Below are 13,400 nucleotides of genomic sequence, written 5' to 3' on the forward strand. Positions count from 1 at the left end.
ACCAGCACAGCCCGAGTCCGTCGGCCGGATCGATACCGAGAGTGCAGGAGACAGCGAAATGATCACCCGAGAGCAGATTGACACCGTGCTGGACCACCCCGTCCATGACGCCAGGGGCGACAAGATCGGCGATGCCCGGCACGTCTTCTTCGACGACGTCACCGGCGAGCCCGAGTGGGTCAGCGTACGGACGGGCCTGTTCGGCACCAGCGAGTCCTTCGTACCCATCCACGATGCGGCCCTCGTCGAGGACCACCTCGAAGTGCCGTACGCCAAGGACCAGGTCAAGGACGCGCCCAACGTCGACATAGACGCCGGCGGCCACCTGTCCGAACAGGAGGAACAGCGCCTGTACCAGTACTACGGCATCGACTGGGACGCCTCGTGGCAGGACCCGCATTCCGGCACCGGCCAGGCGACCGGCACCACCGGCACCACCGGCACCACCGGCGACGAGGCGATGACGCGGTCCGAGGAGGAGATGCACGTCGGTGTCGAACGCCGCGAGGCCGGCCGGGCGCGGCTGCGCAAGTACGTCGTCACCGAAGAGCAGCAGTACACCGTCCCCGTACGCCATGAAGAGGTCCGCGTCGAACGCGAGCCGATCACCGACGCCAACCGGGACAGGGCGATGACCGGCCCGGACATCACCGAGGCGGAACACGACGTCACGCTCTACGAGGAGCAGCCCGTGGTGGAGACCAGGGCCGTGCCGAAGGAGCGGGTCCGCATGACCACCGAAGAGGTCACGGAGGAGGAGACCGTCACCGGCGAGGTCCGCAAGGAACGCATCGAAACCGAGGGAACCGAGGGAACCGAGGGAACCGACGAGCACGGGGACCAGCGGCGCCGCCGCTGATCTCCACGGGGCGCCCGGGGCGCGAGGGCCGAGGCCCTCCCCCGGGCGCCCCGCGTGCCCGCCGGGACGGGATCAGTGGAGCACCAGGTGGACGAGGGCGACGGTGCCGACCGACACGATCAGGGTGCGCAGGACGGCGGGGCTGAGGCGGCGGCCCGTTCTGGCTCCGATCAGGCCGCCGAGCGCTGATCCGGCGGCGATGAGCACGACGGCCGTCCAGTCGAAGTCGGCGAAGAACAGGAACAGCAGGGCGGCGACCGTGTTGACGACGGCAGCCAGCACGTTCTTCACGGCGTTGAGCCGCTGAAGCGTCTCGTCGAGCAGCATGCCCATCAGGGAGACGTAGATGATGCCCTGCGCGGCCGAGAAGTACCCGCCGTAGACGCTGGCGAGCGTCAGTCCGGTGAAGAGCAGCGGGCCGCCGTCGCGGCGGACGGGACCGCCCGAGGCGCGACGGCGACGCACCCGCTGGGCGATCCAGGGCTGGCACGCGACCAGGACCAGGGCGAGGCCCACCAGGACCGGCACGATCCGCTCGAACGCCGACGCGGGCAGGGTCAGCAGCAGCACGGCGCCCGCGAGGCCGCCCAGCACGGCAGCGACGCCGAGCAGGAGGACGCGCCGGCCCTGGCCACGCAGTTCCTCGCGGTAGCCGAGGGCCGCGGTGATCGAACCGGGCACCAGGCCCAGGCCGTTCGACACCGTGGCCGTCACCGGGGGCAGGCCGGTGGCCAGCAGTACCGGGAAGGTGATCAGCGTCCCCGAGCCGACGACGGCGTTGACGGCCCCGGCGCCCGTGCCGGCGGCGAGCACGGCGGCCATCTCCCACGGCGTCACGCCGCCGCTCCGCCGCGTGTGCCGTTTCCCCTGAGGTTCATGGGGTCACGCTAGAGGGTGGACCGTTCGGCGCCCGTGCAAGGGTGCCGGAGAAGGGACTCGGCCCGGGACGTACGACGGCGGCGGGATCCGGTGGGGATCCCGCCGCCGTTCACGGCTCACGTCCGGACGTGGCTCCTAGCCCCGGCGCACCCGGCGCAGGACCACGAAGCCCGCGATCACCAGCACGGCACCGGCCGCGGCCGGCCAGAGCTGGGCGCCGGTGTCGGCCAGGCCGCCCTCGCCGACCGCCTGCGGCTCGGTCCGGGACGGCACCGACGGGGTCGGGGCGGCACTCGTCGCCTGGCCGACGGCCTGGGAGTCGCCGAGGCCGTCGGTGTCCGCGTCGTCGCCGTTCTTCGAACCGCCACCCTGCTCGGCGGCGTTGCCGCCGTCGGCGGAGGCCGTCGCCTTCACCTCCGGCTGAGCGCCACCGGGGGCGGTGGACGCGTCGCCGGGCTCCGGCTCGGGGTTGGGCTTGTCCGCGGGGGGCTTCGCGGCCTCACCCTTGCCGTCGTCACCGTCGTCGCCCTGGTCACCGGGCTTGCCGCCGCCGTTCCCGTTCTGCGGGGCGTCGGGCGTCTTGGTCGGCTCCTCCTGCGGGGCCTCCGGCGTCTTCGTCGGCTCCTCCTGCGGGGCCTCCGGCGTCTTCGTCGGCTCCTCCTGCGGGGCCTCCGGCGTCTTCGTCGGCTCCTCCTGGGGCTCCTCGCCCGGCCCCGGGTTCTGCCCGCCGTCCGCTCCGGCTCCGCACTTACGGCCGTCGTTGATGCAGTCGACCATCTCCCCCATCAGATCCTCGTCGAAGATGTTGATGAAGTCACCGTGGTCCGTGCCCGGCTTGTGCAGCTGCTCCGGGAAGGAGTCGACCGCGAACAGCGGCGTCGTGCGGCCGCCGTCGTTCAGACTCGGCGCGTCGATGTCGTAGACGATGCGCTGGACCAGCTGCGGGATGGGGCGGAAGCCGGACGGGCAGTTCCCTGCGGCGTCCGAGAACGCCACGTGGGTACGGTGGTTGGCGCTGTCGATGTTGCGGCCGTCCCAGCAGCTCTGGAACTTGAACGTGCGGACGACGTCGCTGCCCTGCGGGCACAGCGGGTACTTGTCCTTCAGCTGCCGGTCCTCGAAGCCGGTGCAGCTCCAGGAGGCGTTGGCGTTGGCCGGGCCGTTGACGAACGACTTGGCGTCGCCCGTGATGATGCGCAGCAGACGCGGCATGGCCGTGACCTTCTCACGGGGGTTGCCGACGAACGTCAGCGTGACCTGCTTCGGCGTGACGATCTCGCCGGCGTTGCCCTCGATGCCGCCACCGGGCTTGTTGGCGTCCTGCTCCTGGGTGCCGTTCTGCAGGCGTACGACGGGCCAGTAGTAGGACGACTTGTCGCCCTGGTCGTCGCAGCTGGTCTCGGCGTTCGCGAGGTCCTGGTCGCTGGCGAAGGCGTTGTTGGCCTGGTTTCCGACGTAGTCGTGGAAGTGGTGGGCGCCGTTGGTGACGCCCGGGGCGGCGATGATGTTGTCGGAGTTGAACAGGCCGTTCTCGTTCACGCCGCAACTGGTGGCGAAGGAACCGCGGGACGCGTCGCCCTGCGGGCGGGGGTCGTTCACGTTGGGCTGGACGCTCTTGATGTCCGCGAAGTCGGCGGCGACGGGGCCGTTGCCCGCCTGTCCGCCGTTGGCGCCCTGGCCCTGGCCGTTCCCCTGCTCCTGGCCGGCCTGGCCCTGTTCCTCGCCGGCGCCGCCGTCCTGGCCTTCGCCCTGCGCGGGAGCCTGGTTGCCGTCCTGCACCGTGCAGGCGGCCAGGGCCTTCAGCCCCTCGGGGCGGTCCCCCACGCGGTCGATGGCGATCGCGATGCGATCGAGGGTCGCCCTCCGCTTCTCCTCCAGCGGATTCACGATCGCGTTGCCGGCGAAGCCGGGATCCTGGTCCATCTGCTGTGCCGATTCGCTCAGCTGCTGATACGCCTTGGCGATCTGCTCGTCCAGGAGGGCGAGTTCCTTGTCGACCTCCCCCCGCGCCCGCTCGGGGACCGAGGTCAGCTTGCTGCCGACGTCCGGGCAGTCGATCGTGGCGCCCGCGGTCCGGACCCCCGTGCCGGACCGCGTCGCGGCGGAGTCACCGCCCGAACCGCCGTCCGTGGCCGAGGCGTAGACGTTCGCGGCCATCAGGCCGCCTCCGCCCAGGATCAGTGCGAATGCGGCGAAGGTCGCGCGTCGTGGGCCGGTAGGGCGTCTTCGCGTGTTGCGTCCCAAGGGTGCTCTCCTGCGCTTGTGGCGTGCCGGGCATGAAAATCCCCTCGCCCCATACGTACGGGAGCAGCCGGGTGTTCACCCCCTTCGAAAATTTTCGGAGAACTCTCATGAAGCACGGGGCGGCCCGAGCCCCGCCGGACGCCCTGTCCGGCGGGGACGCGCAGGTCAGCGGAAGTTCACGTCACTGCACAGGAAGTAGGTCTGGTCCATGTGCGAGGCCTGCCAGATCGTGTACACGATGTGCCGGCCGCTCAGCCCCGAAGTGCTCACCGGGATCTCGTAGTTCTGGCTGGGCGCGTACCTGCCGGTGCGCTTGACGAGCTGGAGGTCGTTCCACGTCAGCGGCCGGGTGGTGGGGTCGAAGCCCTGCCGCGTGACGTACACCAGGAAGTAGTCGGCGCCGTGGCTGGCCTGGTCGTACAGCTTCACCGTGAAGTTGCCGGTGATGTCCGTGGTCTTCCAGGCGCCGACCGCGTCGAGGGAGTTGTACCGGCCGCCCTCGGTCCGGCCGCCGCTGCACAGCTGGCCGTTGGGGACGACGGCCTGGAAGTTCCCGCCGGAGCCGTTGCGGTACAGGCCGTTCCAGTTCCACATGGCGTTGGGGTCGGCCCGCCACGCCTGCCAGCACATGGGGTCCTGCTGGGCCATCGCGGGGTTCAGGTGATCGCTCCCCCAGCGCAGCCAGCAGCCGTAGTTGCGGGAGGCCGGGTCGACGACCGAGCCGTGGGCGACGGCGGTGCCGCTCCACGGGATCAGGCTGAGCAGCGCGGCGACGAGCACGCTCAGGGCGAGCGTCAGGCGGGACCTGAGCCTGGGGAGGCGTGATGCACCTTGATCGACATCATGACCATGACAATTCATGATCTCTCTCTTTCGGGTGTGGGGGTTGCCGTGCGTTCACTCATTCATGCTTTTCGATCATGTTTCGATGTGGGAGCGCTCCCATATCACACAGGCTGCACCCGATGACACGAGTCGGCAATGCGCGATTGCGCCACTTCCGTGTCGGTCAGAGCCGGTCCAGTTCCTTCGTGGTGCGTCCGAGGTAGGTGGCCGCGCCCGGCTCGGGCACCGCGATCTCCTCGAAGCCCAGGCGGGCATAGAAGGCACGGGCCCGGGTGTTGGCGGTCGCCATGGCCAGGTGCACGGCCGGCACTCCCCTGTCCTGGAGGGTCTGCAGAAGCGTCCGCATCAGCCGGCGTCCGTAGCCACGGCGCTGCCAGTCGGGCAGCAGATCGATGTGCAGGTGGGCGGGGTGGGCGGCCAGTTCGGACAACACCATCCGTTCGGGGTCGTGCAACAGGCCCGCTATCGCCTCGTCCGGGGTGCGCGGCGGCCGGGGCGGTTCCGGGTAACGGCCGGCGACCAGGGGAAGCCACGTGGCGCGGAAGGCTGCGGCGAAGCGCGCGGTGTCGGCCGCGCCGAGGATGTAACCGACCGCCCGTCCCCGCCCGTCGTCCAGCACGAAGGCCAGGTCCGGCTCCAGATGGACGTACGGCGCCGCGAAGGTCGCCGGGAAGATGCCCGGGTCCGCGTAGTGGGGGCGGCTGTCCTCGCCCTGATGGGCGGTGCGGATGCAGATGCCGTCGAGAGCCGGGCGGTCCTCGGGGCGGTACGGGCGGATCGCGGGTGACGTGGTCATGGCGGCATCGTGCACCCGGTGGGAGCGCTCCCTCAAGTCCCTTCCCCGCGGTCCGCCGAGGGGCCCGGCCGGTCTGCCGGGGCCATTTCACGCCGGCGTCCCGTGACCGGCTTGGACGAGCGCGGCTTAAGGCCCCCGCCCGGGGTTACCCGGCTCACATGGTGAAGCTGCATATTCCGGGACGAAAAGAACAACACGAGACCGAGGCACCGCCTCCGGAGAGCCAACGCCCGGGGTTCGAGGCGGAACGCAGGGAGTCTCGCGAAGCAGAACGCCGGGAGGATGCCGATGCGGACCGCTTCGGGACCTCGGAGGCGGAACGCCGGGAGGCTTCCGGAGCGGAGGGCCGGCAAACACCCGCGCCCGCTGCCGAGGAGCCCGGGCCGGACCCCGAGGTGGAGCGCGCGGCACCGGACACGCTGAGGGACCTGCCCCGGAAGTCCTGGGTCGCGGTGCTGAAGGGCAGCGTGCGGGAGTTCAAGGACGATGAGCTGACCGACCGGGCGGCCGCGCTGACCTACTACGGCGTGCTGGCGCTGTTCCCCGCACTGCTGGTGCTGGTGTCGATGCTGGGCCTCACCGGCAGGTCGACCACGGACAAGGTGACCGAGAACGTCCGCGAGCTCGTGCCCGGCTCGGCGGGCGACATCATCACCCGGGCCGTGAACCAGTTGCAGGGCAACTCCGGCATCGGCTCGCTGATGGCGATCGTCGGTCTGGTCCTGGCGTTGTGGTCGGCGTCCGGCTACGTGGGCGCGTTCATCCGCTCGGCCAACGCCGTCTACGACATGCCCGAGGGCCGGCCGGTGTGGAAGCTGCTGCCGATGCGGGTGGGCGTGACGGTCGTGCTGCTGGTGCTGGCCGTCATCAGCTCACTGATCGTGGTGTTCTCGGGCGGACTGGCCCAGCAGGCCGGAGACGCACTGGGCGTCGGCGACACCGCGCTGACGTTGTGGTCGATCGCCAAGTGGCCGGTCCTGGTGCTGCTGGTCGTGCTCATGATCGCGATCCTGTACTGGGCGGCCCCGAACGCCAAGGTGAAGGGATTCCGCTGGATCACACCCGGCAGTCTGCTGGCGCTGCTGATCTGGATGGTCGCGTCCGCCGGGTTCGCGGTCTACGTCGCCAACTTCGCCTCGTACAACAAGACCTACGGCACGATGGCCGGTGTCATCGTCTTCCTGGTGTGGCTGTGGATCACGAACCTGGCGATCCTGCTGGGGCTGGAGTTCGACGCGGAGACGGTGCGGCAGCGCGCCATTGCCGGTGGTCATCCGCCCGAGGACGAGCCGTACACCCAGCCGCGTGACACCCGGGCGTGGGACGAGCAGGACCGCCGCCGGCTGGAACAGACCTGACCCGTCCGACGGTTCGGTTCAGCCCGTGAGTCCGGCGGCGACCGTCGCGCCCAGTTCCCAGCACCGCCCGAGGTCGTCCTTGTCCGGCTCGCCGGTCACGGTGACGGCCTCGGCGGTGCGACGCCAGCCGAGGCCGGTCGTCACCGACTCGATCCCGCGCACCGCTCCGGTGACGTCGTTGCCGCCGTGCACCCAGTAGCCGAAGGGGCGGCCGCGGGTGGCGTCCAGGCACGGGTAGTAGACCTGGTCGAAGAAGTGCTTGAGGGCCCCGGACATGTAGCCGAGGTTCGCGGGAGTGCCGAGGAGAAAGCCGTCGGCGGCGAGGACGTCGGAGGCGGTGGCCGACAGGGCGGGCACCCGGACGACCCTCACGTCCTCGATCTCGGGGTCCGTCGCACCGGACAGGACGGCTTCGAACATCGCCTGGCAGTGGGGCGAGGGCGTGTGATGGACGATCAGCAAAGTGGCCACGGCACCTGACCTTGCCGTCCGGCCCCCGCCACCGCAAGCGGTGACGGGGGCCGGATGTCGGTGTGCCGTGGCTCAGCGGTTGCCGCGACGGCGGATAAGCAGGGCGGCCACCAGGACGGCACCGGCGCCCGCCAGCAGGGCGGCCCGGTGGTCGCGCATCTGCCTCGGGGCCTTGTCCTGCCAGACCTGCTCGGCCTGGGCGGCCTTCTCTTTCGCGCCCTGAGCGGCGGCGGCGCCCTTCTGCTTCACCGGCTCGGGCAGCTTCTCCTCCACGGTGTGGGCCATGTGCGCGGCCTTGGTCCTGGCCTGCCCGCTCCATTCCTGCGCCTTGGCCCCGGCCTGCTCCCTGACCGCGACGGCCTTCTCGCGGGCACGGGTCTTGACGTCGGCCCGGTCCGCCAGTGCCTGCACGGTGTCGCCGAGTTCGTGGCGGGTCTGCTCGACCTGTTCGCGCAGCTCCTCCTGGCTGCGGGCGGTCGGCTCGTCGTGCGGAGGCTGGGTCATCGCTGTGCACTCTCCTTGATCTCGGCCACGTCGGCCTTCACGTTGTCGATGGTCTGCTGCGGGGCGGGCGGGGTGGCGCTGCGCACCTGCTTGCGGCCGGCCAGCGCCGTCAGGCCCGTGGCAACGGCCAGCACGCCCGTGACGATGAGCGCCGCCGCCCATACCGGCAGCGGTACGGCCAGGGCGGCGATCGCCGTGGCGACCAAGGCCTGCAGGGTGACGAAGCCGAGGACGCCGGCGCCGCCGAACAGGCCGCCGCCCTTCCCGAAGCGTTTGCCCTTCTCGGTCATCTCCGCCCGGGCGAGGCGCATCTCGCCGCGCACCAGGTCGGTCAGTTGCTCGGTGGCCCGCTGTACCAGCTCGCCCACCGGCTCGTCTCCGGCCGTCGGCGCGCTCCCCGTGCGGGGAGCGGCGGAGGCCGTGCGGTGCGTGTCCGTCATGGCGATCACCTCCCGGTCCGTGTTGCGGGCCGGGTACCCCCGGAAAGGCGGAAAGGACACCTGGTCGGACAACTCGTGATGACGATGAGTGAGCCGCGCGAGATCTGGTACCCGTCCGCCGCTCAGAGACGAGAAAGAGAGGTATCGCCTTGTCGCAGGTAGAGGAATCCATCGAGGTCCGCGTGCCGGTGCACACCGCGTACAACCAGTGGACGCAGTTCGAGTCCTTCCCCGAGTTCATGGACGGTGTCGAGCGCATCGAGCAGCGCACCGACACCCTCACGCACTGGGTCACGAAGGTCGGCGGACAGGCGCGGGAGTTCGACGCGGAGATCACCGAACAGGTCCCGGACGAGCGCGTCGCCTGGACCACCGTGGGCGGCGAGGCGCGGCAGGCCGGTGTGGTGACCTTCCACCGCATCCAGGACGACACGACCAAGGTCATGCTGCAGATGGACTTCGACCCCAACGGCGTGGCCGAGACCGTGGGCGACAAGCTCGGCTTCGTGAAGCGGCAGCTCTCGGGTGATCTGCGTCGGTTCAAGGAGTTCATGGAGACCCGCGGGGCCGAGACGGGCGCCTGGCGCGGCCAGGTCTGACCGGGCGTGAGCAGGCCGCCACCACTGCACGTGGTGGCGGCCTTGCGCTGTGCCCGTCCGCTACGCCACCGGCGCGGCGATCCCGCTCCGGAAGAACTGCCGGGCCTGCCGGTTCAGGTCGCCCAGGCGCAGGGCGAGTCGTGTCGCGGCGTCGTAGAGGGCGTGGACCGCCCGGAGGCGCTCCAGACGGGGAGCCAGAGCCGACAGGGCGATGGCCAGGGCCACGCCGGCCCAGGCGACGGGCCCGAGCGGGGTGCAGCCGAAGAAGTGGCTGACGCCGGGGGTCTGGACGAGGGCGGCGAGGACGGCGGCCGACCCGAGGGCCGTGACCCAGACGAGTGTGCTGTGGCGCCGTCCGGAGAGGGTCTGCACGAGCTGCGCGCCGACGACACCGCACAGGGCCATGGTGGTGGACCGGCGTTCGGTGCCGGGGGTGAGGCGGCCGATGAGGTACGCCGCGGCCGCCCCGAAGCAGGTGGTGATGCCGCGGCGGCGGATGGAGCGCAGCAGGGGCGCGCCGAGGACGTCGAGGCCCATCGGGCCGGTCGCGGCGTGCTCGGCGGTCGAGGGGTCGCTGCTCGGTGTGACGGCCACGGCCATGGCCGGGAACATGTCGGTGAGCAGGTTGACCAGCAGCAGTTGACGGGTGGACAGGGGCGAGGCACCGGCGAGCAGGGTACCGAGGACGCTGAAGCCGACCTCGCCGGCGTTGCCACCGATGAGGATGCTCACCGCGTCGGCGACGCTGCGCCACAGGGCGCGGCCCTCGGCGACCGCGTCCACGAGGACGGACAGGTCGCCGGTGGTGAGCACGAGGTCGGCGGCGTTGCGGGCGGCGGCGGAGCCACGGGACTCGACGCCGACCCCGACGTCGGCGGCTCGGATGGCGGCGGCGTCGTTGGCGCCGTCGCCGGCCATCGCCACGACCCGCCCGGCCTGTTGCAGGGCTTCCACGACGTGCAGCTTCTGCTCGGGTGCGACCCGGGCGATGACGCCGGCGCCGCGCAGGACCCGGACGCGTTCGCGGCGCTCCATGGCGACGAGTTCGTCACCGGTCACGGCCTCGGTCTCCTCCGGCCAGCCCAGTTGCAGGGCGATGGCGCGGGCGGTCTCCGGGTGGTCACCGGTGAGCATGACGGGCAGGATGCCGGAGCGGCGCAGGTCCGCGAGCAGGGCGTGCGAGGTGTCGCGCGGGACGTCGGCGAGGGCGACGAAGCCGCTGAACTCCAGGTCGGCGAGGGGCAGGTCGAGTTCGGCCTCGGCGTCGTCGGCCCGGCAGGCGCGGCGGGCGACGGCGAGGACGCGCAGTCCTTGCCCGGCGAGCTCGTGGGCGGTGTCCCAGGCGTGGGCGGGCAGGTCCCGGCAGGCGGGCAGGATCGTCTCGGGGGCTCCCTTGACGACGAGCAGTTCGCCCATGTCCGGGTCGCCGTCGCGGCCGATCGCGGCGGCGTAGCCCCGGCGGGTCTCGAAGGGCAGCTCGCCGGTGGCTGCCCAGTCCTCGTCGGGCGGGGCGACATCGAGGACGGCCTCGTCGGTGGCGTGCGCGACCCGGCGGCCCTCCCCCGTCTCCTCCTGGGGGCAGGCACGCGCGGCCAGGCGGACGACCGGTGCGGCCTGTTCGTCGTCGGTGGCGAGGACGGTGCCGTCGGCGGTGGCGACGCGGACCAGGCGCAGTCTGTTCTCGGTGAGGGTGCCGGTCTTGTCGAAGCAGACGGTGTCGACCCGGCCGAGCGCCTCCAGGGTGCGTGGGGTGCGGACCAGGACGCCGCGCCGGGACAGTCGGCGGGCCGCCGCCATCTGCGCGACGGTCGCGACGAGCGGGAGCCCTTCGGGTACGGCGGCGACGGCGACCGCGACGCCGCCGCTGACGGCGCGCCGGACGGGGCTGCCGCGCAACAGGGACAGCCCGGTCACGGCCGCGCCGCCGGTGAAGGTCACCGGCAGTGCCTTGCGGGTCAGTTCCTGGAGCCGGGCCTGGACGCCGGCGGGCGGCGGGGTGCGGGCGGCGAGCGTGACGGCCCGGCCCGCCTCGGTCTGGTCGCCGGTGTTCACGACCAGGGCCGTGGCCCCTCCGGCCACGACGGTGGTGCCCTCGAAGACCATGCAGGTGCGCTGCGCCACGGGCGCACCGGGTGTGGCCTCGATTGTCTTGGTCACCGGCAGGGACTCGCCGGTGAGCGCCGACTCGTCGACCTCCAGGCCGTCGACGTCCAGCAGCCGGGCGTCGGCGGGTACGACGTCGCCGGCGCCGAGGCTGATCTCGTCGCCGGGCCGCAGCCGGGCGGCGTCGACGGTGACCGTGCGTTTACGGCTGTCCTGCTTGCGGGCCTTGGGCTGCTGCCGGGCGGCGAGCCGGGCCAGGGCCTGTTCGGCGCGCAGGCGCTGGAGTCCGCCGGTCACGGCGTTGAGGTCCATGGCGCCGACGACGAGCAGCGCGTCGACGACCGAGCCGAGCAGCGCCGAGGCGACGGCGCCCGTGGCGAGGACGGGGGTCAGCGGGTCGTCGAGTTCGCGGCGTACGGCGCCGGCCGCCTGCCAGGTCCAGCGGGCGGGGGTGGCGGCCGGGTGCCGGGTCAGGCGTGCGGCCTGCTGCCGTGAGCGGTCGGCGAGCAGGGTGAGTCCGCGGGGCTCGCCGTCGTGGTCGGCGCGCCGCAGCCGGTCGCGGGCCTCGTGGGGTTCCAGGGCGTGCCAGGGGATGTGCAGGCGCGGCTGGGGCGGGGTGGCCCGGGCGACGCGGACGGCTTCGAACCAGCCGGTGACCAGGGCGTTGACGGCGGCGATGTTGACGGGGGCGTGCCGGGTGAGGGGCCACAGCAGGCGCCGGCCGGGGGGCTGTCCGCCGCGGGCGACCAGGAGTCCGGAGAGGGCCGCGCCGGCCCGGGCGAGGGTCTGCGACCGGCGTCCGACGCGCCGGGCGGCGGGGATCGCCGTGAGCAGCCGCCAGACATCGGCGAGGCCGCCGCGGACCAGCGCGTCGACGCCCCAGGAGACGGCGCCCCCGCCGTCGGTGAGGGCGATGGCCACGTCGCCGGCGGACAGCCCGGCCGCGACGTTCCCGTCCTCTGACGCGTCCAGGCGGGCGACGGTCACGACGACGTGCCCATCGTCCTGCAGGCCCCGTACGACGTCTCCGAACGGAACCGCGCTCGGGGCGACCTCGTCGGCGAGCCGGGTGATGTCCTTCAGGTCGGAGCCACCCGCGATCACGACGTGCAGCCCTGCTCGGCGGGCGGCGTCCAGGACGGCCTCGGCGAAGGGGTGGACCGGGTCGTCGGGAAGGCCGTCGTCGGTGTCGTCCTGCCGCAGGCTGCGCAGGGCGTCGGCGTGCAGGACGAGGGCGTCGGCGATCTCCAGCTGCCGCAGGCGCTCCCCGTTGCGCAGGAGGATCCCGGCGTGGGCGAGGAAGGCGCCGAGGGTCGCGCCGAAGGCGGCCGGTCCGTAGCGGGCGGCCTTCGGGGATCCGGCGAGGACCGCTTCGGCGGCGTCGTTCGCGCTGTGGGTGACGAGGAGGGTGGCGGCGGCGCCGGCGAGGCTGCCGGTGCTGGCGTGGGAGGCGTACTCCGCGGCCGGGGTCACCTTGAGCGGTGGCCGGGCGTCCGTGGGGCAGGGCAGGCTGGTGCGCTTGTGGTGGCAGACGTCGTCGTGCAGCGCCTCGAAGGCCGCGGCCCTGGCCACCGCCTCCGTGAGCTGGTTGCCGCGCAGGATGCCGTCGAGCACGAGCGCCAGCGGGGTCTGGCCGATGCCGTGGGCGGCGGCGTTGGCGGCGGCGAGGACGAGTTCCATGCCGGACGTGCCGAACCGCTGCCTGAGCACGGCCCGGAAGCGGGGGTTCTCGCGCAGCAGCGTGACGGTGGCGGTGATGATGCGCGAGGTGGGCGGGATCCGCAGGGACCGGCCGGCCAGGGCGCCGGCCGCGCCGGCGGCGTCCAACAGGATCGCCGCCGCGGTGAGGCGCACCTCGGCGGGGTCGCCGGGGTGGCTGGTGTCCCGGGCGTTCGGATCGGTGCCCTCGTCCAGGCCGAGGCGGGTGGCGAGTGCGGTTGCCCGCTCGGTGACGCGGTCGGTGGCGGCGTCCTCGGCGACGGTGACCACGAGGCGGGACAGTCCCCCGTCCCAGTACGCCGTGAGCACGTCCGGGTGCTCGACCAGTTCCTCGGCGAGCTTGTGGGCGAGGGCTTCGGCCTCGCCGTCGGGGTGCCGCAGCGCGAGGTGAAGGCGCTGCCCGGCCTTCCAGTGCTGCCCGCCGGTCAGAGCGTTGCGCGCGACGTTGCGGACGCGGCGGGTGGTGTCGTAGACGGACGTCACCGACTGGGCGGTGCTGCGGGCGGCGCCTGCGGCGGCCCCGGCCACGGCCCCGACGAGCGGGGTGACGTCGAAGAGTGTGAGCATCTGCTGCTGTCCCGA

11 protein-coding genes are annotated in these 13,400 nt (G+C 72.4%); 3 read left to right on the plus strand and 8 right to left on the minus strand.

Going from position 1 to position 13,400, the window contains the following annotated elements; genetic code table 11:
* Nucleotides 1–58 precede the first annotated feature (58 nt).
* Entirely contained in the window at nucleotides 59–859 is an 801-nt protein-coding gene (locus A4E84_RS01710; protein ID WP_062924833.1) for a YsnF/AvaK domain-containing protein, read from the plus strand.
* 72 nt (nucleotides 860–931) lie between these two features.
* Here the strand turns inward: A4E84_RS01710 and A4E84_RS01715 are convergent, their stop codons facing one another.
* From A4E84_RS01715 to A4E84_RS01730, 4 genes are all read right to left on the minus strand, one after another.
* Nucleotides 932–1,696, minus strand: a complete 765-nt coding sequence (locus tag A4E84_RS01715) for a sulfite exporter TauE/SafE family protein (protein ID WP_062924834.1) — start codon at nucleotides 1,694–1,696, stop codon at nucleotides 932–934.
* 177 nt (nucleotides 1,697–1,873) lie between these two features.
* Entirely contained in the window at nucleotides 1,874–3,895 is a 2,022-nt protein-coding gene (locus tag A4E84_RS01720) for a DUF1996 domain-containing protein (RefSeq protein WP_062924835.1), read from the minus strand.
* Between the two features lie 252 nt (nucleotides 3,896–4,147).
* The gene (locus A4E84_RS01725) at nucleotides 4,148–4,843 is read right to left on the minus strand and encodes a lytic polysaccharide monooxygenase auxiliary activity family 9 protein (RefSeq protein ID WP_079128822.1); all 696 of its coding nucleotides are present in this window, start codon (nucleotides 4,841–4,843) and stop codon (nucleotides 4,148–4,150) included.
* Between the two features lie 148 nt (nucleotides 4,844–4,991).
* Nucleotides 4,992–5,624, minus strand: a complete 633-nt coding sequence (locus A4E84_RS01730; RefSeq protein WP_062931230.1) for a GNAT family N-acetyltransferase — start codon at nucleotides 5,622–5,624, stop codon at nucleotides 4,992–4,994.
* A gap of 158 nt (nucleotides 5,625–5,782) precedes the next feature.
* Between A4E84_RS01730 and A4E84_RS01735 the strand changes: the two genes are divergently transcribed.
* Complete coding sequence (locus tag A4E84_RS01735) at nucleotides 5,783–6,982, plus strand: YihY/virulence factor BrkB family protein (protein ID WP_237304776.1); 1,200 nt, start codon at nucleotides 5,783–5,785, stop codon at nucleotides 6,980–6,982.
* An 18-nt stretch (nucleotides 6,983–7,000) separates the two neighbouring features.
* On the opposite strand, the gene A4E84_RS01740 is transcribed toward A4E84_RS01735, so the two are convergent.
* From A4E84_RS01740 to A4E84_RS01750, 3 genes are all read right to left on the minus strand, one after another.
* A complete protein-coding gene (locus A4E84_RS01740) occupies nucleotides 7,001–7,453 on the minus strand; it encodes a flavodoxin family protein (RefSeq protein ID WP_062924837.1) in 453 nt (150 codons plus the stop codon).
* Nucleotides 7,454–7,525: 72 nt separating this feature from the next.
* Nucleotides 7,526–7,957: a DUF3618 domain-containing protein gene (locus tag A4E84_RS01745; protein ID WP_062924838.1), complete on the minus strand. Its 432-nt coding sequence runs from the start codon at nucleotides 7,955–7,957 to the stop codon at nucleotides 7,526–7,528.
* Entirely contained in the window at nucleotides 7,954–8,397 is a 444-nt protein-coding gene (locus A4E84_RS01750) for a phage holin family protein (protein WP_167455399.1), read from the minus strand. Before A4E84_RS01750 ends, A4E84_RS01745 begins: the two co-directional genes overlap by 4 nt.
* Nucleotides 8,398–8,546: 149 nt before the next feature.
* On the opposite strand from A4E84_RS01750, the gene A4E84_RS01755 reads away from it, so the two are divergent.
* Entirely contained in the window at nucleotides 8,547–8,996 is a 450-nt protein-coding gene (locus A4E84_RS01755) for an SRPBCC family protein (protein WP_062924839.1), read from the plus strand.
* A gap of 60 nt (nucleotides 8,997–9,056) precedes the next feature.
* On the opposite strand, the gene A4E84_RS01760 is transcribed toward A4E84_RS01755, so the two are convergent.
* On the minus strand, nucleotides 9,057–13,385 hold the full coding sequence (locus A4E84_RS01760) for a cation-translocating P-type ATPase (RefSeq protein WP_062924840.1): 4,329 nt from the start codon (nucleotides 13,383–13,385) through the stop codon (nucleotides 9,057–9,059).
* Nucleotides 13,386–13,400: the final 15 nt, after the last annotated feature.

This window comes from Streptomyces qaidamensis, assembly GCF_001611795.1.
GTDB lineage: Bacteria > Actinomycetota > Actinomycetes > Streptomycetales > Streptomycetaceae > Streptomyces > Streptomyces qaidamensis.